Source organism: Streptomyces parvulus, assembly GCF_014648855.1.
GTDB lineage: Bacteria > Actinomycetota > Actinomycetes > Streptomycetales > Streptomycetaceae > Streptomyces > Streptomyces parvulus.
This window is the reverse complement of record NZ_BMRX01000007.1, coordinates 157,911-177,968: the sequence shown is the minus strand read 5'-3', so window position 1 is coordinate 177,968 and position 20,058 is coordinate 157,911. Positions and strand designations below refer to the sequence as shown.

General features: G+C 74.5%; 18 protein-coding genes. 15 read left to right on the top strand and 3 right to left on the bottom strand.

The annotated features are described in order from the left end of the window. The first annotated feature begins 50 nt into the window (after positions 1–50). Together IE108_RS15015 and IE108_RS15010 are read left to right on the top strand one after the other, a co-directional pair. Positions 51–2,534, top strand: coding sequence for an ATP-binding SpoIIE family protein phosphatase (locus tag IE108_RS15015; protein ID WP_064730619.1), 2,484 nt, complete (start codon positions 51–53; stop codon positions 2,532–2,534). A gap of 128 nt (positions 2,535–2,662) precedes the next feature. Beyond that, on the top strand, positions 2,663–3,391 hold the full coding sequence (locus tag IE108_RS15010) for a class I SAM-dependent methyltransferase (protein WP_064730620.1): 729 nt from the start codon (positions 2,663–2,665) through the stop codon (positions 3,389–3,391). 26 nt (positions 3,392–3,417) lie between these two features. On the opposite strand, the gene IE108_RS15005 is transcribed toward IE108_RS15010, so the two are convergent. Beyond that, a complete protein-coding gene (locus IE108_RS15005) occupies positions 3,418–4,251 on the bottom strand; it encodes a PIG-L family deacetylase (protein ID WP_064730621.1) in 834 nt (277 codons plus the stop codon). Positions 4,252–4,460: 209 nt separating this feature from the next. Here IE108_RS15005 and IE108_RS15000 point away from each other — a divergent pair, with 209 nt between their 5' ends. Genes IE108_RS15000 through IE108_RS14980 form a run of 5 tightly spaced genes read left to right on the top strand, consistent with a single transcriptional unit; the run spans position 4,461 to position 10,142 of the window. Continuing rightward, positions 4,461–5,294 (top strand): M55 family metallopeptidase, encoded by an 834-nt coding sequence (locus IE108_RS15000; protein WP_064730622.1) that lies wholly within the window; start codon positions 4,461–4,463, stop codon positions 5,292–5,294. After that, a complete protein-coding gene (locus IE108_RS14995; RefSeq protein ID WP_064730623.1) occupies positions 5,287–6,606 on the top strand; it encodes a M20/M25/M40 family metallo-hydrolase in 1,320 nt (439 codons plus the stop codon). The genes IE108_RS15000 and IE108_RS14995 overlap by 8 nt, the downstream gene beginning before the upstream one ends. Before the next feature lie 11 nt (positions 6,607–6,617). Beyond that, the gene (locus tag IE108_RS14990) at positions 6,618–8,594 is read left to right on the top strand and encodes a prolyl oligopeptidase family serine peptidase (protein ID WP_229851823.1); all 1,977 of its coding nucleotides are present in this window, start codon (positions 6,618–6,620) and stop codon (positions 8,592–8,594) included. Next, a complete protein-coding gene (locus IE108_RS14985) occupies positions 8,591–9,523 on the top strand; it encodes a S66 peptidase family protein (RefSeq protein WP_064730624.1) in 933 nt (310 codons plus the stop codon). Before IE108_RS14990 ends, IE108_RS14985 begins: the two co-directional genes overlap by 4 nt. Positions 9,524–9,569: 46 nt before the next feature. Then, a complete protein-coding gene (locus IE108_RS14980) occupies positions 9,570–10,142 on the top strand; it encodes a GNAT family N-acetyltransferase (RefSeq protein WP_064730625.1) in 573 nt (190 codons plus the stop codon). Here the strand turns inward: IE108_RS14980 and IE108_RS14975 are convergent. Continuing rightward, positions 10,114–10,461 (bottom strand): DUF6204 family protein, encoded by a 348-nt coding sequence (locus IE108_RS14975; protein WP_064730626.1) that lies wholly within the window; start codon positions 10,459–10,461, stop codon positions 10,114–10,116. The genes IE108_RS14980 and IE108_RS14975 overlap by 29 nt on opposite strands. 146 nt (positions 10,462–10,607) lie before the next feature. Between IE108_RS14975 and IE108_RS14970 the strand changes: the two genes are divergently transcribed. After that, a complete protein-coding gene (locus IE108_RS14970) occupies positions 10,608–12,569 on the top strand; it encodes a DUF5107 domain-containing protein (RefSeq protein ID WP_064730627.1) in 1,962 nt (653 codons plus the stop codon). A gap of 19 nt (positions 12,570–12,588) precedes the next feature. On the opposite strand, the gene IE108_RS14965 is transcribed toward IE108_RS14970, so the two are convergent. Next, positions 12,589–12,936: a VOC family protein gene (locus tag IE108_RS14965; RefSeq protein WP_064730628.1), complete on the bottom strand. Its 348-nt coding sequence runs from the start codon at positions 12,934–12,936 to the stop codon at positions 12,589–12,591. Positions 12,937–13,016: 80 nt separating this feature from the next. Between IE108_RS14965 and IE108_RS14960 the strand changes: the two genes are divergently transcribed. The 7 genes from IE108_RS14960 to IE108_RS14930 all read left to right on the top strand — a co-directional run bounded on the left by IE108_RS14960 (position 13,017) and on the right by IE108_RS14930 (position 20,057). Further along, complete coding sequence (locus IE108_RS14960) at positions 13,017–13,526, top strand: phage holin family protein (RefSeq protein ID WP_064730629.1); 510 nt, start codon at positions 13,017–13,019, stop codon at positions 13,524–13,526. Between the two features lie 135 nt (positions 13,527–13,661). Then, entirely contained in the window at positions 13,662–15,518 is a 1,857-nt protein-coding gene (locus IE108_RS14955) for an NAD(P)/FAD-dependent oxidoreductase (protein ID WP_064730630.1), read from the top strand. Continuing rightward, on the top strand, positions 15,515–17,362 hold the full coding sequence (locus IE108_RS14950; RefSeq protein ID WP_064730631.1) for a transketolase: 1,848 nt from the start codon (positions 15,515–15,517) through the stop codon (positions 17,360–17,362). Before IE108_RS14955 ends, IE108_RS14950 begins: the two co-directional genes overlap by 4 nt. Next, entirely contained in the window at positions 17,359–18,288 is a 930-nt protein-coding gene (ligD, locus tag IE108_RS14945) for a non-homologous end-joining DNA ligase (protein WP_064730632.1), read from the top strand. The genes IE108_RS14950 and ligD overlap by 4 nt, the downstream gene beginning before the upstream one ends. 105 nt (positions 18,289–18,393) lie before the next feature. Then, positions 18,394–18,786, top strand: a complete 393-nt coding sequence (locus IE108_RS14940; protein WP_079163863.1) for a gas vesicle protein GvpO — start codon at positions 18,394–18,396, stop codon at positions 18,784–18,786. Positions 18,787–18,849: 63 nt separating this feature from the next. After that, positions 18,850–19,287 (top strand): gas vesicle structural protein GvpA, encoded by a 438-nt coding sequence (locus IE108_RS14935; protein ID WP_064730634.1) that lies wholly within the window; start codon positions 18,850–18,852, stop codon positions 19,285–19,287. Further along, on the top strand, positions 19,284–20,057 hold the full coding sequence (locus IE108_RS14930) for a GvpL/GvpF family gas vesicle protein (protein WP_064730635.1): 774 nt from the start codon (positions 19,284–19,286) through the stop codon (positions 20,055–20,057). The genes IE108_RS14935 and IE108_RS14930 overlap by 4 nt, the downstream gene beginning before the upstream one ends. Position 20,058 lies beyond the last annotated feature (1 nt).

Below are 20,058 nucleotides of genomic sequence, written 5' to 3'. Positions count from 1 at the left end.
TGACGGCTACTCAGATCTTGCGGAGCCGTGGGCAGGGAGGGCCTGACGCCATGGACCATGGCACCGAACGGGACACATCTCACGGCCGCCCGGCCGGACGCGGCGCCCCGCCGCCCGACCCCGTGACCGGCCGTGTCCCGCTGGCCGTCGTCGTCGTGGACCGCGACGGACTGGTCTCCCACTGGAGCAGCGGCGCACGGCGCCTGTTCCGGCTGCCCAGACAGGAGGCCGTCGGCCGTCCGGCGCCCGACCTCCTGCCCGTCACCGGGGTGCTCCCCGGAACCGCCGCCGACGACGCCTCCTACGACGCGTACGCCGACTACGACGGCCTCGGACCCGGCCTGGAGTCCTCCCTCGACGGACGCCTCTCCTACCCGGCGGCGGGCCGGGCCCGGCTGACCGTGCCGGCCGCCCGCCGCGTCGACGTGCTCTGGTGGGCCTACCCCCTGGTGGGACCCGGCCCCGAGCGGCTGCTGGTGCTCGCCGCCGACGCCGAGGGGCTGCGCGGGGACCGCGCCGACGGCGGCGCCGGGGCCGCCTCGGCGGAGCGGATCGCGCCCGGATTCGCCCTCCACACCGACTTCCCCGGCGCCGAAGAACTCGCCCGCCGCCTCCCCGAGATCCTGCCCAGCATGAGCGTCGGCGAGAGCGCCCGCATCGTCGCGCAGGTCCTCGAACTGGGCTATCCCGTACTGGAGTTCAGCCAGAGCGATCGCGTGCCCGTCACCCCCGACTGGGGCGTTCCCCGGCGTGCCGAGCGCAAGGCGCGGCGCGAACGGGCCGCCCGCGCGCTCGCCGCAGGCGAACCGGTCCCGGACGACCTGCGCGACGAGGCCGAGGACGCCGAGGACCTGGAGTACGCCGCCGTCCGCGAACGCCTGGAGTTCCTCAACGAGGTCAGCGGACGCATCGGCACCTCCCTCGACCTCGCCCGGACCATCGGCGAGGTGAGCAGAGCGGTGGTCCCGCGCTTCACCGACGTCGCCGGCACCTATCTGCGCGAACAGGTCGTGGCCGGCGAGGGCTTCCCCGACGGCGTGCCCGACACGACGACGATGTGGCACCGGGTCGCCCTGGAGCACACCGACGAACCCGGCCGCTGGGACGACGTCGTACCCGTCGGCGAGGCCATGCCCTTCCCGGCGCACACCCCCTTCTTCCAGTGCATGACCAGTGGCGAACCGGTCCTGGTGCCGCGCGTCACCGAGGAGATGGGGCACGCCGTCGCCTCGCAGTTCGAGAAGCGGGACATCCGCCCGCTGATCACCGGCCGGTCGATGCTGCTCGTGCCCCTCAAGGCACGCCAGGTCGTCCTCGGCTTCATGATCCTGCTGCGCCATCCCGAGCGGCCCGTCTTCAACGACATGGACCGGGTGACCGGCGCCGAACTCGCCGCCCGCGCCGGGCTCGTGCTCGACAACGCACGCATGTACACGTACCAGGAGAACGTCGCCGAGACGCTCCAGGACAGCATGCTGCCGCACATCCCCGACCGCATGGCCGGCTGCGACATCGCCACCCGCTACCTGCCCGGCACCCTCCTCGGCCGCGTCGGCGGCGACTGGTTCGACGCGGTGAAGCTGCCGGGCGCCCGCACCGCCCTCGTCGTCGGGGACGTCATGGGCCACGGGCTCAACTCGGCGGCGATGATGGGCCAGTTGCGCACCGCTGTGCAGACCATGGCCGGCCTCGACCTGCCGCCCGCCCAGCTGCTGCGCAAGCTCGACGACCTCGCCCAGCGGCTCGGCGACACCCACCTCGCCACCTGCCTGTACGCCGTCTACGACCCCGTCGCCGGGGAACTCCACCTCGCCAACGCCGGCCACATCCCGCCCGTCCTGGTGCGCGCCGCCGACGGCGGCAGCGAGCTGATCGACCTGCCCACCGGTGCGCCGATCGGCGTCGGAGGGGTGCCCTTCGAGTCGGTGCGGGTGCCGGTGGAGCCGGGCGACCGGCTGGTGATGTGCACCGACGGGCTGGTGGAGATGCGGGGCGAGGACATCGGTGTCGGCCTCGCCACCCTGTGCGAGTCCGCGGCCCACCCGGCCGCGTCCATGGACGATGCCTGCGACACCGTCATCCGCGCGCTCGGCGCCCGCGGCGGCCGCAAGGACGACGTCGCCCTGCTGATGACGCGGCTGCGCGGCGTCGAGCCCGACGCCGTCGCCGAGTGGCGGCTCGCCCTCGACCCCGCGGAGGCCGGCCGGGCCCGCGCGGCGGTCCGCGAGCAGCTCCACGACTGGGGCCTCGGAAAGCAGGCCGCCGCGGCCGAGCTGCTGGTCGGCGAACTCGTCACCAACGCCCTGCGGCACTCCCGCACCCGGCCCGTGGTGCTGCGCCTGGTGCGGGCGGACACGCTGCTGTGCGAGGTGGACGACGACGACCACGAGCTGCCCGCGCTCAAGGCCGCCGGGCCGCTGGACGAGGCCGGGCGGGGGCTGCGCGTGGTGAGCACCCTGGCCCGCGAGTGGGGTGCGAGCCGGACCCGGACCGGCAAGACCGTCTGGTGCGAACTGACCCTGCCCCGCCGCTGATCCGCGCACGTTTCGCACGTCCGGTGAAGGAATGCGCCGGGCGCTTGTGGCCGCGCACGGGGCGCGATACACCGTACGCACCCGTCGCTCTCGACGGGCCGTACGTCGTCGCACCTGGGGAGACGGGCATGAGCGTGACGAGTCGGTACCGGGCCGCCTGGGAGGGCTTCTGGCAGGAGGCTCCCGGTGGCCAGGGGGCGGTGTTCTGGGACGCGGAGCCGATGCTGACGGCCGGCCGCCACCTCGCCCACTTCGAGCCCCACCTGACCGACCCCGCCCTGCCGCTGATCGACCTCGGCTGCGGCAACGGCACCCAGACCCGCTACTTCGCCGAACGCTTCCCGCGCGTGGTCGGCGCCGACCTGTCCGCCGCCGCCCTCGACCACGCCCGCCGCGCCGACCCCGGGGGCCGGGCGGAGTACCGGCAGCTGGACGCCGCCGACAAGGCCGAGGCGGAGTCGCTCCACGCGGAGCTGGGCGACGCCAACGTCTACGTGCGCGGCGTACTGCACCAGTGCGAGCCCGACGACCGGCAGCCCCTCGCCGACGCCCTCGCCGCCCTCCTCGGCGGCCACGGCCGCGCCTTCCTGGTGGAGCCCCTCCAGGCGGCCGGCACCGTCCTCGCGGACCTCGCCCGGTCCGCCGACGGCCCGCCCGCCAAGCTCGCCCCCGTCCTGCGCCACGGCCTCACCCCCGGCGCGATCCCCGACGAGGCGGTGCCCGAGCACCTGCACGCCGCCGGACTGACCGTGCTGGCGAGCGGCGAACTGCCGCTGATCACCACGGAGTACACGGGGGAGGGCACCCGCGTCGAGCTGCCGTCGGCCTGGGTGGTCGCCGGAGCCCGGGCGGAGTAGCGCGGGCGGCCGGTCCGGGAGCCGGGTCAGCGCAGGCCGGCGAAGAGGTCGTTCTCCGGGAGGGGCGCGCCGGTGGTGTCCCGGACCCGGACGAAGGTCTCCGTGCCCATCAGCTCGGCGAACGTCTCCTTGCCCATCTTGAGGAAGAAGATGTTCTCGCCCTGGCTGGCGTGCGCGGCCAGGGCGTCGAACTTCCGGTCGCTGAACGCGGTGGTGTCCACCCACGTGGTGACCTGGTCGTCCGGCAGGCCGATCTCGGCCAGGGCGGCTGCCTCGGCCGGGTCCGGCTCCGGCACGTCCTCCTGGAACTCGCTCATGATCTCGCCGAAGCGCCGCATCGCCGAGTGGGGCATCGTCGTCCAGTACACCTTCGGGGTCAGCCCGGACAGCTCCAGCGCCGCCATGGTGATGCGATGGGCCTGGATGTGGTCGGGGTGACCGTAGAAGCCGTTCTCGTCGTAGGTGACGACCACGTCGGGCCGGTAGTGGCGCATGAGGTCCGCGAGGCGGGCGGCGCCCTCCTCCACGGGGGTCCGCCAGAAGGAGCCGGGAGCGTCGTTGCTCGGCCAGCCCATCATCCCCGAGTCGGCGTAGTCCAGCGTCTCCAGATCGCTGATCCCCAGGGCCGCACGGCTCGCGTCCAGTTCCTGACGGCGCATGCGGGCGACGGCCGCCGGGTCGTGGCCGGGATCGCCCGGCTTGACGCCTCCGGGCCCGTCACCGCATCCGCCGTCGGTACAGGTCACCAGGACCGTGCGGACGCCCTCCGCCGCGTACCGCGCGAGGATGCCGCCCGTTCCGGTGGCCTCGTCGTCGGGGTGGGCGTGCACGGCCATGAGCGTCAAGGGCCGGTCGGTCATGAGGCAGTCCTCCTGCGTCGGTACGTCTTGCTCCGGGTGCGCGGCGCCCCCGGTCTCTCCGCCGGATCCAACGGCGCGGGCCGGTCCGGCTGTTCCCGACACCGCCGCGCGCGCTCCGGCCGGCCGGACGAGGCCGCCCGAGTGGTATGGACCACTGGCTGTCGTGTGGCCCCTGGCCAGCCCATTCACCGGCATGTAGCGTCCTGGTCATGAAGATCCTCATCAGCGCCGACATGGAGGGCGCCACCGGCGTCACCTGGCCGGCCGACGTGCTGCCGGGGACGCCGCAGTGGGAGCGGTGCCGGTCGATGTTCACCTCCGACGTGAACGCGGCCGTGCTCGGTTTCTTCGACGGCGGCGCCGACGAGGTGCTGGTCAACGAGGCCCACTGGAGCATGCGCAACCTGCTCCTGGAGCGGCTCGACGAGCGGACCGAGATGCTCACCGGTCGGCACAAGGCGCTGTCCATGGTCGAGGGCGTCCAGCACGGGGACGTGGACGGCATCGCGTTCATCGGGTACCACGCCGGCGCCGGGATGGAGGGCGTCCTCGCGCACACCTACCTCGCCAACCAGATCACGGGCGTCTGGCTGAACGACGTACGGGCCAGCGAGGGTCTGCTGAACGCGCACGTCGTCGCCGAGTACGGCGTGCCGGTCGTGCTGGTCACCGGGGACGACCTGGCCTGCGAGGACGCGCTCGGCTACGCGCCCGAGGCACGCAAGGTCGCGGTCAAGGACCACGTGTCGCGGTACGCGGCCGTCTGCCGCACGCCCGCCAGGACCGCGGCCGACATCCGGGCCGCGGCCAAGGACGCGGCCGCGCTCGCGGTGCGGTACGAGCCCGTGCGCGGGGGCCCCTTCACGGTGGCCCTGGAGTTCGACGCCGAGCACCTGGCGGCGGCCTCGACCGTGGTGCCGGGTGTGGCGCGGGTGGGGGAGCGGAAGGTGGCGTACACCCACGACACCATGTTCGAGACGATCCGGACGTTCAAGGCGGTCACCACGATCGTCTCGGCGGCGGTGGAGGAGCAGTATGGCTGAGGAGACGGGGACCGACGCGCGGGCACTGGACGAGGTCGTCCGGTTCACCTCCGAGCTGATCCGGATCGACACCACCAACCGGGGCGGCGGCGACTGCCGGGAACGGCCGGCCGCCGAGTACGCCGCCGAGCGGCTCGCCGAGGCCGGGATCGAGCCCACGCTGCTGGAGCGCACCAAGGACCGCACCAACGTGGTGGCCCGCATCGAGGGCACCGACCCGTCGGCCGACGCGCTGCTCGTCCACGGCCACCTGGACGTGGTGCCCGCCGAGGCCGCCGACTGGAGCGTCCACCCCTTCTCCGGGGAGATCCGCGACGGCGTCGTCTGGGGCCGCGGCGCCGTCGACATGAAGAACATGGACGCGATGATCCTCGCGGTCGTCCGCGGCTGGGCCCGCGCGGGCGTGCGGCCCCGGCGCGACATCGTGCTCGCCTTCACCGCGGACGAGGAGGCCAGCGCCGAGGACGGCTCCGGCTTCCTCGCCGACCGGCACGCCCCGCTCTTCGAGGGCTGCACCGAGGGCGTCAGCGAGTCCGGCGCGTTCACCTTCCACGACGGGGCCGGCCGGCAGTTCTACCCCATCGCCGCGGGCGAGCGCGGCACCGGCTGGCTCCGGCTCACCGCCCGCGGCCGGGCCGGACACGGCTCTAAGGTCAACCGGGAGAACGCGGTCACCCGGCTGGCCTCCGCCGTCGCCCGCATCGGCGACCACGAATGGCCGCTGCGGCTGACCCCGACCGTGCGCGCCGCCCTCACCGAGATCGCCGCCGTCTACGGCATCGACGCCGACCTCGACGACGTCGACGCGCTGCTGGCCAAGCTCGGCCCCGCCGCCAAGCTCGTCGAGGCCACCGTCCGCAACAGCAGCAACCCGACCATGCTGGACGCCGGGTACAAGCTGAACGTCATCCCGGGAGAGGCCGTCGCCCACGTCGACGGGCGCTTCCTGCCCGGCGGCGAGGACGAGTTCCGCGACACCCTCGACCGGCTCACCGGGCCCGACGTCGACTGGGAGTTCGCCCACCGGGAGGTCGCCCTCCAGGCGCCGGTGGACTCACCCACGTACGCCCGGATGCGCGCCGCCGTCGAGGAGTTCGCCCCGGAGGGGCACGTGGTGCCGTACTGCATGTCCGGCGGCACGGACGCCAAGCAGTTCTCGCGGCTCGGCATCACCGGCTACGGCTTCGCCCCGCTGAAGCTGCCCGAGGGCTTCGACTACCAGGCCCTCTTCCACGGCGTGGACGAACGCGTCCCCGTCGAAGCGCTGCACTTCGGGGTCCGGGTCCTGGACCGGTTCCTGCGTACCGCCTAGAGGCTGGAGAGATGGTGGAGATCGGGGAGCCGGTGCGGACTCTCGCCTACGGATCGTGGCCCTCGCCCGTCGGCGCGGCCCTGGCCGCCGCCCACGACGGGCGGCCGGACGACGTCGGCTTCGTCGGCGAGGAGGTGTGGTGGACCGAACCCCGGCCCGCCGAGGGCGGGCGGCGCACCCTGGTGCGGCGGCACCCCGACGGCACCGAGGAGCAGGTGCTGCCCTCCCCGTGGAACGTGCGCAGCCGCGTCATCGAGTACGGCGGCCGGCCGTGGGCGGCCGTCGCCACCGACTCCGGTCCGCTGGTGGTCTTCGTCCACTTCGCCGACCAGCGGCTCTACGCCTGCCGGCCGGGCGGCGCCGCGCCGCGCCCGCTGACGCCCCGCTCCGCGGTCGGCGGCGGACTGCGCTGGGTCGAGCCGCAACTGCGCCCGGAGCGCGGCGAGGTGTGGTGCGTCCTGGAGGAGTTCACCGGCGAAGGACCCACCGATGTGCGCCGGGTCCCGGTCGCGGTGCCGCTGGACGGCTCGGCCGCCGAGGACCGGGCGGCCCTGCGCGAACTCACCGGTGAGCGCCACCGCTTCGTCACCGGCCCCCGCGTCTCGCCCGACGGCCGGCGCGCGGCCTGGCTCGCCTGGGACCACCCGCGTATGCCGTGGGACGGCACCGAACTGGTCGTCGCCGGCATCGGCCCCGACGGGACCTTCCAGGACGCCCGCACCGTCGCGGGAGGCCCCGAGGAGTCGGTCGCCCAGGTGGACTGGGCCCCGGACGGCGCCCTGCTCTACGCCTCCGACCGCACCGGCTGGTGGAACCTCTACCGCGACGGGCAGCCCCTGTGCGCCCGCGACGAGGAGTTCGGCGGGCCGCTGTGGAAGCTCGGGCAGCGCTGGTTCGCGCCCCTGGACAGCGGCCCGATCGCCGTCCTGCACGGCCGGGGCGCCGCCGTCCTCGGGATACTGGACCCGCAGACCGGCGAGGTCGTCGACGCCGCCGGACCCTGGACGGAGTTCGCGCCCACCCTGGCCGTGCTCGGCGAGCGGGTCGCCGCCGTCGGCGCCGGACCGCACAGCGGCTACGAGATCGTCGAGCTGGACGCCCGCACCGGACGGGCCCGCGTGATCGGCTCCCCGCACCAGGACGCGGTCGACCCGGCGTACTACCCCCGGCCCGAGATCCGCACCTTCGCCGGCCCGGACGGCCGCGACGTCCACGCCCACCTCTACCCGCCGCACCACCCCGGCTGCCGCGCCCCCGACGGCACCCTGCCGCCGTACGTCGTCTGGGCGCACGGCGGCCCCACCAGCCGCTCCCCGCTCGTCCTAGACCTGGAGATCGCCTACTTCACCTCCCGGGGCATCGGCGTCGCCGAGGTCGACTACGGCGGCTCCAGCGGGCACGGCCGGGAGTACCGCGAGCGGCTGCGCGGGCAGTGGGGCGTGGTCGACGTCGAGGACTGCGCGGCCGTCGCCCTCGCCCTCGCCGAGGAGGGCACCGCGGACCGGCGGCGGCTCGCGGTGCGCGGCGGCAGCGCGGGCGGCTGGACCTCCGCCGCGTCGCTGGCCGCCACCGACGTCTACGCCTGCGGCACGGTCATCTACCCGATCCTCGACCTCACCGGCTGGGGCACGGGCGAGACCCACGACTTCGAGTCCCAGTACCTGGAGGGACTGATCGGACCGTACGCCGAGGTCCCCGAACGCTACGCCGAACGGTCGCCCGCCGAGCACGCCGACCGCGTCACCGCGCCCTTCCTGCTGCTCCAGGGCCTGGACGACGTGATCTGCCCGCCCGTGCAGTGCGAGCGCTTCCTCGCCCGGATGGCCGGGCGCGGGGTGCCGCACGCCTACCTCGCCTTCGAGGGCGAGGGGCACGGCTTCCGCCGGGCGGAGACCATGGTGCGCGCCCTGGAGGCCGAGCTGTCCCTCTACGCCCAGGTCTTCGGGCTGGAGCGGCCGGACGTCCCGGTCCTGGAGCTGAAGCCGTGAGCGGCCCGCCGCAGCCGACCCGGCCGGTCCGGCTCGCGTCCGGCGCCCGGGTGGCCGTCGTCGCGCCCAGCGGACCCGTGCCGGAGGAGCGGCTCCAGGCCGGCCTGGACGTCCTGCGGGGCTGGGACCTCGACCCGGTCGTGGCACCGCACGTCCTGGACCGGCACGGCACCCTCGACTATCTCGCGGGCACCGACGCCCACCGGGCCGCCGACCTCCAGTCCGCCTGGTGCGACCCGTCCGTGGACGCCGTGCTCTGCGCCCGCGGCGGCTACGGCGCCCAGCGCATGGCCGACCTGCTCGACTGGGACGCGATGCGCGCGGCCGGGCCGAAGGTCTTCGTCGGCTTCAGCGACATCACCGCGCTGCACGAGGCGTTCGCGACTCGCCTCGGCCTGGTCACCCTGCACGGCCCCATGGCCGCCGGGATCGACTTCGTCAAGAACGCGCGGGCCCAGGACCACCTGAGGGCCACCCTGTTCGCGCCCGAGAGCGTCCGGGTGATCGCCTCCGGCGGCACCCCGATGGTCCCCGGCCGCGCGCGGGGCGTCACCCTCGGCGGCTGCCTCTCCCTGCTCGCCGCCGAACTCGGCGGCCCGCACGCCCGCCCCTCGGCGCGCGGCGGGCTGCTGTGCCTGGAGGACGTGGGGGAGGAGGCCTACCGCGTCGACCGCTGCCTCACCCAGCTGCTCCGCGCCGGCTGGCTGGACGGGGTCGCCGGGGTGCTGCTCGGCTCCTGGCAGGACTGCGAGCCGTACGAGCGGCTGCGGCCCGTGCTGGCCGACCGGCTCGGCGGCCTCGGCGTGCCGGTCGTCGAGGACTTCGGCTTCGGACACGGCGAAGGGGCGCTGACCATTCCCTTCGGCGTGCCGGCGGAACTCGACGCGGACGCGGGCACCCTGGCCCTGGACCGCCCGGCGCTGGCCTGACCCCGCCGACCTGACGGCGCTCCGCGCGGCGCCTTAGGCTGGCCCCATGCCGCACACCCCGTCCCGCCACCTCGCCGAGGGCCCACGCGTGGGCATACGCCCCTTCACCTACGCGGACGCCGCCGAGTTCACCGCCCGCGCCCGGGAGAGCAAGGACCTGCACCACCCCTGGCTCTTCCCGCCGGACAGCCCCCAGGCGTACGACGCCTACGCGTCCCGGCTGATCGAGGACCCGACCAAGGCGGGGTTCCTGGTGTGCGAGAAGGGCACCGGGGACCGGGACGGCGAGGGCGGGGCCATCGCCGGGTTCGTCAACATCAACAACATCGTCCACGGCGGCTTCCTCAGCGGCGCCCTCGGCTACGGCGCCTTCGCCCACGCGGCCGGCCGGGGCCTGATGCGCGAGGGGCTGGGACTCGTCGTGCGGCACGCTTTCGGGCCGATGCGGCTGCACCGCCTGGAGATCAACGTGCAGCCGGGCAACGCCGCCTCGATCGCGCTGGCCCGCGCCGCGGGTTTCCACCTGGAGGGCTTCTCACCGCGGATGCTGCACGTCGACGGGGCCTGGCGCGACCATCAGCGCTGGGCGATCACCGCCGAGACCGCGACTTCCGGTTGACCTTCATGGTGTCCAGGTCCGTCACCGTGGACCGCAGCTCACCGAAGCCGTGACCGAGCCCGCGCAGCGTGGCCTCCGCCCGGTCCTCGGCGATCGCCGCCGCCATCTCCTCGCCGTCCGCCGCGTCCGAGACCACCACGTACCGCATCGAGAAGTGCTTCAGCGGCGACGCCTCGTACGACAGCGACCCCTCCTCGGTGAACCGCATGCTGGTCATCCCGTGCTCACCGGCCTCGGCGAGCAGGCGGGCGCGGCCCTCCTCGGTCAGGTCCTGCCAGGTGCCCCGGACGATCACCCGGTAGGTGTGCCGCTCACTCACGTGCCGCTCCTTCGTACGTACGCCGACCGCCCGACCCTAAGCCCGGGCCCGCACCGCGCCCCAGCGAATTAAACGTGAGCCACGTCGCGTCACGGCGACCGGTTCCGCCCCTGTTCACGCGGTCGGGGAGCGGCTTCCATGGGGCCGTGACGACGATCCGACGTGAGGTACTCACCCTGCCCGCCGCCTCGCCGGGCCCGGACAACCCGCTGCCGCCGCTGCGCCCGCTGGACGAGGCGCACCGCATCGACGACCGCGACCGGGCGGGCCTGCCCCGCGACATGGCCCGCCAGGTCGACCACGAGCCGCTGCGCAGCCTGCTGCCCGTCATGGTCCGGGACGGCTACGACCGCACCCGCCGGGCACGGGAACTGGACGCGCTGGTCATCGAGAACGACCGGCTGCGGGCCACCGTCCTGCCCGCGCTCGGCGGCCGGATCGCCTCCCTGCGCCACAAGCCCTCCGACCGCGAACTCCTCTACGTCAACCCCGTCCTCCAGCCCGCCAACTTCGCCCTCAACGGCGCCTGGTTCTCCGGCGGCATCGAGTGGAACATCGGCGCCACCGGACACACCACCCTCTCCTGCTCGCCCGTGCACGCGGCCCGCGTGCCCGCCCCGGACGGCGGCGAGATGCTGCGCCTGTGGGAGTGGGAGCGGCTGCGCGACCTGCCCTTCCAGGTCGACCTGTGGCTGCCGGAGGGCTCCGACTTCCTGTACGTCGGCGTCCGCGTCCGCAACCCGCACGAACGCCCGGCGCCCACCTACTGGTGGTCCAACATCGCCGTGCCCGAGGAACGCCGGGTCCTCGCCCCCGCCGACGAGGCCTACCACTTCGGCTACGAGCGCCGGCTGCGCCGCGTACCGGTCCCGGAGTACGACGGCGTCGACCGGACCTACCCGCTCAACAGCACCTACGCCGCCGACTACTTCTACGACGTGCCCGACGGCCGGCGCCGCTGGATCGCCGCGCTCGACGAGCACGGCCACGGGCTCGCGCAGACCTCGACCGACGTACTGCGCGGCCGCAAGCTGTTCGTGTGGGGCACCGGCCCCGGCGGGCGGCGCTGGCAGGAGTGGCTCACCGAGCCCGGCACCGGCGGCTACTGCGAGATCCAGGCGGGCCTCGCCCGCACCCAGCTGGAGCACGTCGGACTGGACCCGGAGAGCGAGGTGTCCTGGCTGGAGGCGTACGGCCCGCTGGAGGCCCGGCCCGACGGCGACTGGCACACCGTGCTGCGCGGGGCCGAGGAGCGGCTGGAGGCGGCCCTGCCGCGCGCCGACGTGGACACGGCGTACGAGGCGTGGCGGGCGCACGCCGACACCGAGCCCGGCGAGCGCCTGGCGGAAGGCTCCGGCTGGGGCGCGCTCGAAGTGCTGCGCGCGGACCTGAAGCTGCCGGGCACCCCCTTCGACGAGAGCACGCTCGGCGCGGAGCAGGAACCCTGGCTGCACCTGCTGCGCACCGGAACCCTCCCCGCGGGCGGGCCCCACGAGCCGCCCGGGCCCACCCTGGTCGCTCGGCCCTGGCGGGACATGCTGGAGACCACCGCCGCCACGCCGCTCGCCGAGTACCACCTCGGGATCGCCCAGTGGCACGCCGGCGACCGCGCCCAGGCCGTACGCAGCTGGGAGCGCGGCCTGGGGTGCGCCGCCGAACGCTGGCCGCTGCTGCGCTGCCTCGCCGCCGCCGACCAGCACGACGGCCACTCGGAGCGGGCCGCCGAGCAGTACGCGGAGGCCTTCGACGACCTGTGCGGGCACCGGCCCGGCGCGGCGGACGGGGACGAACGGTGGACGGCCGTCGCCGCCGCCCTCGGCCGGGAGGCGATCGGCGCGCTGCTCGCGGCCGGACGCACCGCCGACGCCCGGGCCGTGTGGGAGCGGCTGGACCCCGAGACGCGCGACCGCGGCCGGTTCAAGCTGACCGAGGGGGAGTTGCTGGCCGCCGAGGGCCGCACCGAGGAGGCGCGCGCCCTCTTCGACGCCGGCTTCGAGGTCGCCGACCTGCGGGAGGGCGACGAGAGCATCGGAGCGCTGTGGGCCCGGCTCGGCGACGAACCGCCCCCGGCCCGGTACGACTTCCGGATGCGGCCGGACGGGAACTGAGCCCGTCTGGCCCGGGCGGTTACGCCCGCCGGTCCACGTACTCGTAGATCGCCCCGTCCGGGTGCCGGGCGATCAGGTTGCGGCCGGCGGGCGTCGGGACCGGGCCCGCGATGACGTCGCCGCCCAGCGAGGTGATGGTCCGCAGGGTCTCCTCGACGTCCGTCACCGCGATCGTCGCCGCCACCTTGCGCAACACCTCGAGCTGGGACTCGGGCCCGCTCATCAGCAGGAAGCAGCCGACGGCGGCCACTTCGACCCCGCCGCGTTCGGAGCGCATGGCCCGGCCGCCGGCCAGCCCCTCGTAGAAGGGGATCGCCTTCTCCAGGTCGTCGACGTAGACGCGCAGTGTGGCACCCAGAATGTCCATGGGGACGAGCCTAGTTGGCGGCGGCCCGGCCCGACTCGGCCCCCGGCCATGGAAGTTCCCGGGCCGGGTACCCGCAGTGCATGGACCGCATGGATCACTTGGAACACCTGGACAAGCATCTGGTCGACGAACTGGCACAGGTGGCACGCGAGACCGTGCGCGACGAGCTGCGCGAACAGACCCGCAAGCAGCGCCGCAAGGCCACGCTGTACGCCGCGTCCGGTGCCGCCGCCCTGTACGCGGGCGCGGCCGTCGCGCTCGCCGTGGGCCTGGCGCTCGCCGTGGGACTGCCCGACTGGGCCGCCGCGCTGATCACGGCCGCGCTGCTGGGCGTCGCCGCCTACCTGCTGCGCGCCGCCGCCCGGCCGCACGCGTCGGGCCCGGGCGCCGGCCCCGGCGTCGGCGGTGACGCGCCCGCCATGCCCGCGGGCGCGCCCAGCGTGCCGCCGATGCCGCCGGTCGCCCCCGGCGTGGGCGACGCGGCCGGCGCCCCGGGCGCGGGCACGGCCGCTCCGGCGCCGGGCGGTGCCGGAGCGGCCGCGCCGCGCCGGGACGGCACCGGCCCCGAGGCCCCGCGCGAGCGCGGCTGACCCCGGCCCGCACGGACACCCCGCCCGCACGGACGGCCGTCCGTGCGGGCGGGCGCGTTCCCCGCGGACGTTTGGGTGCCCCGGCCAAGGGGACGCGGAAGGCTCACGAGGTACGCGACAGCCCGGAGGCGAACCGTGAGCCGACCCCGCATCGTGATCGTCGGTGCCGGCTTCGCCGGGTACCGGACGGCCCGCACCCTGTCCCGGCTCACCCGGCACCAGGCCGACATCACCCTGCTCAACCCGACCGACTACTTCCTCTACCTCCCCCTGCTGCCGCAGGTGGCCGCCGGGATCCTGGAGCCGCGCCGGGTCACCGTGTCCCTCTCCGGCTCGCTGCCGCGCGTACGGCTCGTACTGGGCGAGGCCGACGGCATCGACCTGGACGCGCACACGCTGCGTTACACGGGTCCGGAGGGCGGCGAGGGCACGCTGCCCTTCGACCGGCTGGTGCTCGCCGCGGGCAGCGTCAACAAGCTGCTGCCCATCCCCGGTGTCGCCGAGCACGCCCACGGCTTCCGGGGGCTGCCCGAGGCCCTCTACCTGCGCGACCACGTGACGCGCCAGGTGGAGCTGGCCGCCGCGGCCCGGGACCGCGAGGAGTGCGCCGCGCGCTGCACCTTCGTCGTGGTCGGCGCGGGGTACACCGGCACCGAGGTCGCCGCGCACGGCGCGATGTACACCGACGCCCAGGTCCGCAGGCACCCGATGCGCACCGGGATGCGGCCCCGCTGGATGCTCCTCGACGTGGCGCCCCGGGTGCTGCCCGAGATGGACGAACGGCTCTCCGTCACCGCCGACCGCGTACTGCGGCAGCGAGGCGTCGACGTGCGGATGGGGACCTCGGTCAAGGAGGCCACGCACGACGGCGTGGTGCTGACCGACGGCACGACCGTCGGCACGCGCACGCTGGTGTGGTGCGTGGGCGTGCGGCCCGACCCGCTGGTCGAGTCCCTCGGGCTGCCCATGGAGAGCGGCCGGCTCCTGGTCGACCCGCACCTCCAGGTGCCGGGCCGCCCGGAGCTGTTCGCCTGCGGTGACGTGGCCGCGGTGCCCGATCTGACCCGGCCGGGCGAGTTCACGCCGATGACCGCGCAGCACGCCTGGCGGCACGGCAAGGTCTGCGCGCAGAACGTCGCCGCGTCGCTCGGTATCGGGGAGCGGCGGCCCTACCGCCACCGTGACCTGGGCTTCGTCGTGGACCTCGGCGGGGCCAAGGCCGCGGCCAACCCGCTCGGACTGCCGATGTCCGGTCCCGCGGCGGGCGCGGTCACCCGCGGTTACCACCTGGCGGCGATGCCGGGCAACCGCGTCCGGGTCGCCGCGGACTGGGTGCTGGACGCGGTGCTGCCCCGGCAGGCGGTCCAGCTGGGCCTCGTCCGCTCCTGGTCGGTGCCGCTGGAGTCGGCGTCACCGGAGGTGGCCCGCGTCCCGGGCAGGCCGGAACAGCGCGACGGGGACGCGGTACCTGCCGGAGGCCCCGCGGGGGCGCCGGGCGGGGACACCCCCGAGCAGCGGCCCGATCCGCCGGGCGGCGAGCCCGCGAAGCAGCAGCCGGGCGGTGAGGCCGCCAAGAATCAGCCCGGCGGCGAGTCCGCGAAGCAGCAGTCCGGCGGAGAGTCCGCCAAGAATCAGTCCGGCGGCGAGCCCGCCAGGAATCAGCCGGGCGGTGAGCCCGCGAAGAATCAGCCGGGTGGCGAGTCCGCGAAGCAGCAGCCCGGCGGCGAGCCCGCGAAGAACCAGCCCGGTGGTGAACCCGCCAGGAACCAGTCCCACGCCCCACGCGCCACCGGCAAGCCGCGACCGCCCGGCAAGAGCGACCGGTCGGGCAAGGCTCGCAAGCCCACCCGGGCCGCCGGCGCGAGCCGGTCCGCGGGGCCGGGTGCCGATCCCGGCCCCGAACCCCCGGAGAACCAGCCGGCACCCGGCCCCGACATCGCCCCCGGCCCGGTCAAGCGCACCGACGGCCGTACCGCAGAAGGAGACTCATGAACACCGGTGAACTCGTCGACCTCGGACAGCAACTGCGCGTCGACAGCGTGCGCGCGTCGGCCGCCGCGGGCTCCGGGCACCCGACGTCCTCGATGTCCGCCGCCGACCTGGTGGCCGTACTGCTGGCCAACCACCTCCGCTACGACTTCGCCCGCCCCGCCCACCCCGGCAACGACCGTTTCGTGCTGTCCAAGGGACACGCCTCGCCCCTGCTCTACTCCGCCTTCAAGGCGGCGGGCGCCATCGACGACGAGGAACTGCTCACCTTCCGCAAGGAGGGCAGCCGCCTGGAGGGCCACCCCACGCCGCAGCGGCTGCCGTGGGTCGAGACGGCCACCGGCTCGCTCGGCCAGGGCCTGCCCGTCGGCGTCGGCATCGCCCTGGCGGGCAAGCGCCTGGACCACAGCGACCACCGCGTGTGGGTGCTGTGCGGCGACAGCGAGATGGCCGAGGGATCGGTGTGGGAGGCCGCCGAGCACGCCGGGTACGAACGCCTCGACAACCTCACCGTGATCGTCGACGTCAACCGGCTCGGCCAGCGCGGACCCACCCGGCACGGCCACGACCTCGACGCGTACGCGCGCCGCTTCCGGGCCTTCGACTGGCACACGATCGAGGTGGACGGCCACGACGTGGACGCGATCGACCGGGCCTACGGCGAGGCCCTGTCCACCCAGGGCCAGCCCACCGCCGTCATCGCCCGCACCCTCAAGGGCAAGGGCGTCAAGGCCGTGGAGGACCTGGAGGGCCACCACGGCAAGCCGCTGCCGGAGGCGGACGAGGCCATCGCCGAACTGGGCGGCCCGCGCGACCTGCGCGTCTTCGTGCACGAGCCCGAGGACGCCCGCGCGCTGCACTCGGCCGGCACCGGCGAGACCGAACTGCCCCGCTGGGAGATCGGCGACGAGATCGCCACCCGCAATGCCTTCGGCGAGGCCCTGGCCGCGCTCGGCACCGCCCGCGGCGACGTCGTCGCCCTGGACGGCGAGGTCGGCGACTCCACGCGCGCCGAGTTCTTCGCCAAGGAGCACCCCGAGCGCTACTTCGAGTGCTACATCGCCGAGCAGCAGATGGTCGCCACGGCCGTGGGGATGGCGGCGCGCGGCCGGGTGCCGTTCGCCACCACCTTCGCCGCCTTCCTGACCCGGGCGTACGACTTCGTGCGGATGGCCGCCGTCAGCGGCTCCGGCATCAACCTCGTCGGCTCCCACGCGGGCGTCGCCATCGGCCAGGACGGGCCCAGCCAGATGGGCCTGGAGGACCTGGCGATGATGCGGGCCATCCACGGCTCGACCGTGCTCTACCCGTGCGACGCCAACCAGACCGCGCGCCTGGTCGTCGAGATGGCCGACGCCGAGGGCATCCGCTACCTGCGCACCTCGCGCGGTGAGAGCAAGGTCGTCTACGGGCCCGACGAGGAGTTCCCGATCGGCGGCAGCAAGGTGCTGCGCTCCTCCGACGGCGACCGCCTCACCCTGGTGGCGGCCGGCGTCACCCTGCACGAGGCGCTGGCCGCGGCCGACGCCCTGGCCGCGGACGGCATCCCGGTCCGGGTGATCGACCTGTACTCGGTCAAGCCCGTCGACCGGGCCACCCTGCGCCGGGCGGCGGAGGAGACCGGCTGCCTGGTCACCGTCGAGGACCACCGCAGGGAGGGCGGCATCGGCGACGCGGTCCTCGACGCGTTCTGCGACGGCCGGCCCGTCCCCCGGCTGGTCAGGCTCGCCGTGGAGACGATGCCCGGCTCGGCCTCGCCCGCCGAGGAGCTGCGGGCGGCCGGGATCGACGCCGAGTCCGTCGCCGCGGCCGGACGGATGCTGGTGGAGCAGGCGATCGTGCCGTGAGCGGAGGCGACGGCGCCCGGAGCGTGCGGGCCGGGCGCCGCACCCTGGAGGTCCACCGGCCGGGCAAGGTGCTCTTCCCGGCGACGGACGGGACGCCCGAGTACACCAAGGGCGACCTCGTTGACTACCACCGCGCCGTCGCGCCCTTCGTGCTGCCGCACCTGCGGGGCCGCCCGCTGATGCTGGAGCGGCACCCCGACGGCGTCGGCGGTCCGCGGTTCATGCAGAAGAACACCCCGGAGCACTACCCCGAGTGGATCCGCCGGGTCGAGGTCGGCAAGGAGGGCGGCACCGTCCGCCACACGGTGTGCGACGACTCGGCCACCCTCGTGTACCTCGCCGACCAGGCCGCCCTGACCCTGCACCCCTGGCTGTCCCGGGCCGGGGCGGTCGACCTGCCGGACCGGATGGTCTTCGACCTGGACCCGTCCGGTGACGACTTCGAGGCGGTCCGGGAGGCCGCCCGCCTGGTGGGCGAGCTGCTCGACGAGCTGCGGCTGCCCTCGGCGCTGATGACCACCGGATCGCGGGGACTGCACGTCGTCGTACCCCTGACGGCACGTCAGGACTTCGACGAGGTACGCGAGTTCGCCCGGGACGCGGCCGACGTCCTCGCCGCCGCCCATCCGGACCGGCTCACCACCGCCGCCCGCAAGAAGGACCGCGGGGACCGGCTCTACCTCGACATCCAGCGCAACGCCTACGCGCAGACCGCCGTGGCCCCCTTCACCGTCCGCGCCCTGCCCGGCGCACCCGTGGCCACGCCCGTCTCCTGGGACGCACTGGACGACCCGGCCCTCCATGCCCGCCGCTGGACGATCGCCACCGCGGTGGAGCAGGCCCGCACCCGGCCCTGGGCCGACGTCATGAGCCGCGCCCGGGCCCTGGGCCCCGCCCGGCGGCGGCTGAACGCCCTGCGCGGCTGAACCGCGACGGGGCAGACACGCGAGGTCACGACCGCGTGTGGCACATGCACGTGCCCGCGGAGGTTTGCCGAACAACCTTGCGGCCACACGGAGGGGGAGGTGGCCATGTCGAACACGAACAACACATCCGAATCACAAGACTCGCAACAGAGTTCACGAAAATCACAAAAGCCCCATAACTCGCAGAACTCGCAGAACTCGCAGGACTCTCAGAAGTCGCAGGCGTCACGCAAGCCCCGGCCGATGGAGGTACTGCGCGAGGCGAGGGCTCAGCTGGCGGAACTCACCGGTATGACCGCGGAGTCCGTGTCGTCCTTCGAGCAGACGGAGGACGGCTGGTCGCTGGAGGTCGAGGTCCTCGAACTCGAGCGGGTCCCCGACACGATGAGCCTGATGGGGAGCTACGTGGTGGAACTCGATTCCGAGGGGCAGCTCACGGGTTACCGGCGAGTGAAGCGCTACGAGCGCGGCCGGGCCGACGTCCGGGGTTCCCGCTAGCGGGACGACCGGCCGGAGCGGCCGAACCAACCCATCCGCAACCAAGACGGAGGAACAGCAAGCATGAGTGTGGTACCGGCTCAACAGTCCGGCGGCGGCGGAGGCAGCAGCGGCCTCTACGACGTGCTCGAGCTCGTGCTGGACAGGGGGCTCGTCATCGACGCCTTCGTGCGGGTCTCCCTGGTCGGCATCGAGATCCTGAAGATCGACGTACGCGTCGTGGTCGCCAGCGTCGACACGTACCTGCGCTTCGCCGAGGCGTGCAACCGCCTCGACCTGGAGTCCGGGCCGCGCAAGGACCCGGGCCTGCCCGACCTGGTCGGCAAGATGACCGAGTCCGGCGCCAAGGGCAAGTCCAAGGGGGCGCTGTCCGGTGCCGCGGAGACCATCTCCGACGCGTTCAAGCAGGCCCGCGAGGAAGGCGACTCCGAGCGGCAGACCACCTCGCGGCCGCGCGCCCGCAAGACCGCCGCCTCGCGCCGTAAGGAGGAGCAGGAGTGAGTACGTACGTCTACGGCATCACCGCCGGCACGCACCCCGCGCTCCCCGAGGGCACCGGTGGCGTCGGTGACCCGCCGCGCGGGATACGGATCCTGAAGGAGGGCGGGCTGGCGGCCGTCGTCAGCGACGCCCCCGAGGGTCTGCGGCCCAAGCGCCGCGAACTGCTCGCCCACCAGAACGTGCTGAGCGAGGTCGGCGCCGGCGGCTGTGTGCTGCCCATGCGCTTCGGCAGCGTCGCCCCGGACGACAGCGCGGTGACCGGGGTGCTCGCCGAGCGCGCCGACCACTACGAGGAGCGTCTGCGGGCCCTGGACGGCCGGGTGGAGTACAACATCAAGGCCACCCACGTCGAGGAGGCCGTGCTGCACCACGTGATGGCCCAGAACCCCGAGGTCAGGGCTCTCGCGGACGCCAACCGGCAGGCGGGGGGCGGCAGTTACGAGGACAAGATCCGGCTCGGTGAGATGGTCGCGGCCGCCGTCAAGGACAAGGAGGCCGAGGACGCCACCGTGCTGGAGCGCGCCCTGGAGCCGGGCGCCGACGCCATCAGCGTGGGCCCGGAGTCCACCGGCTGGCTGGCCAACGTGTCGTTCCTGGTGAAGCGGGAGTCCGCCGAGGAGTTCCTGGCCGCCGTGGAACGCGTCCGCGGGGACATGCCGCACCTGGAGGTGCGGGTGAACGGCCCGCTTCCGCCGTACAGCTTCGTGGAGCCCGGCCCGGCCGAGCCCGCGGGCACCGCGGCCGGCGGGATGGACGTCGGAACGGAGTGAG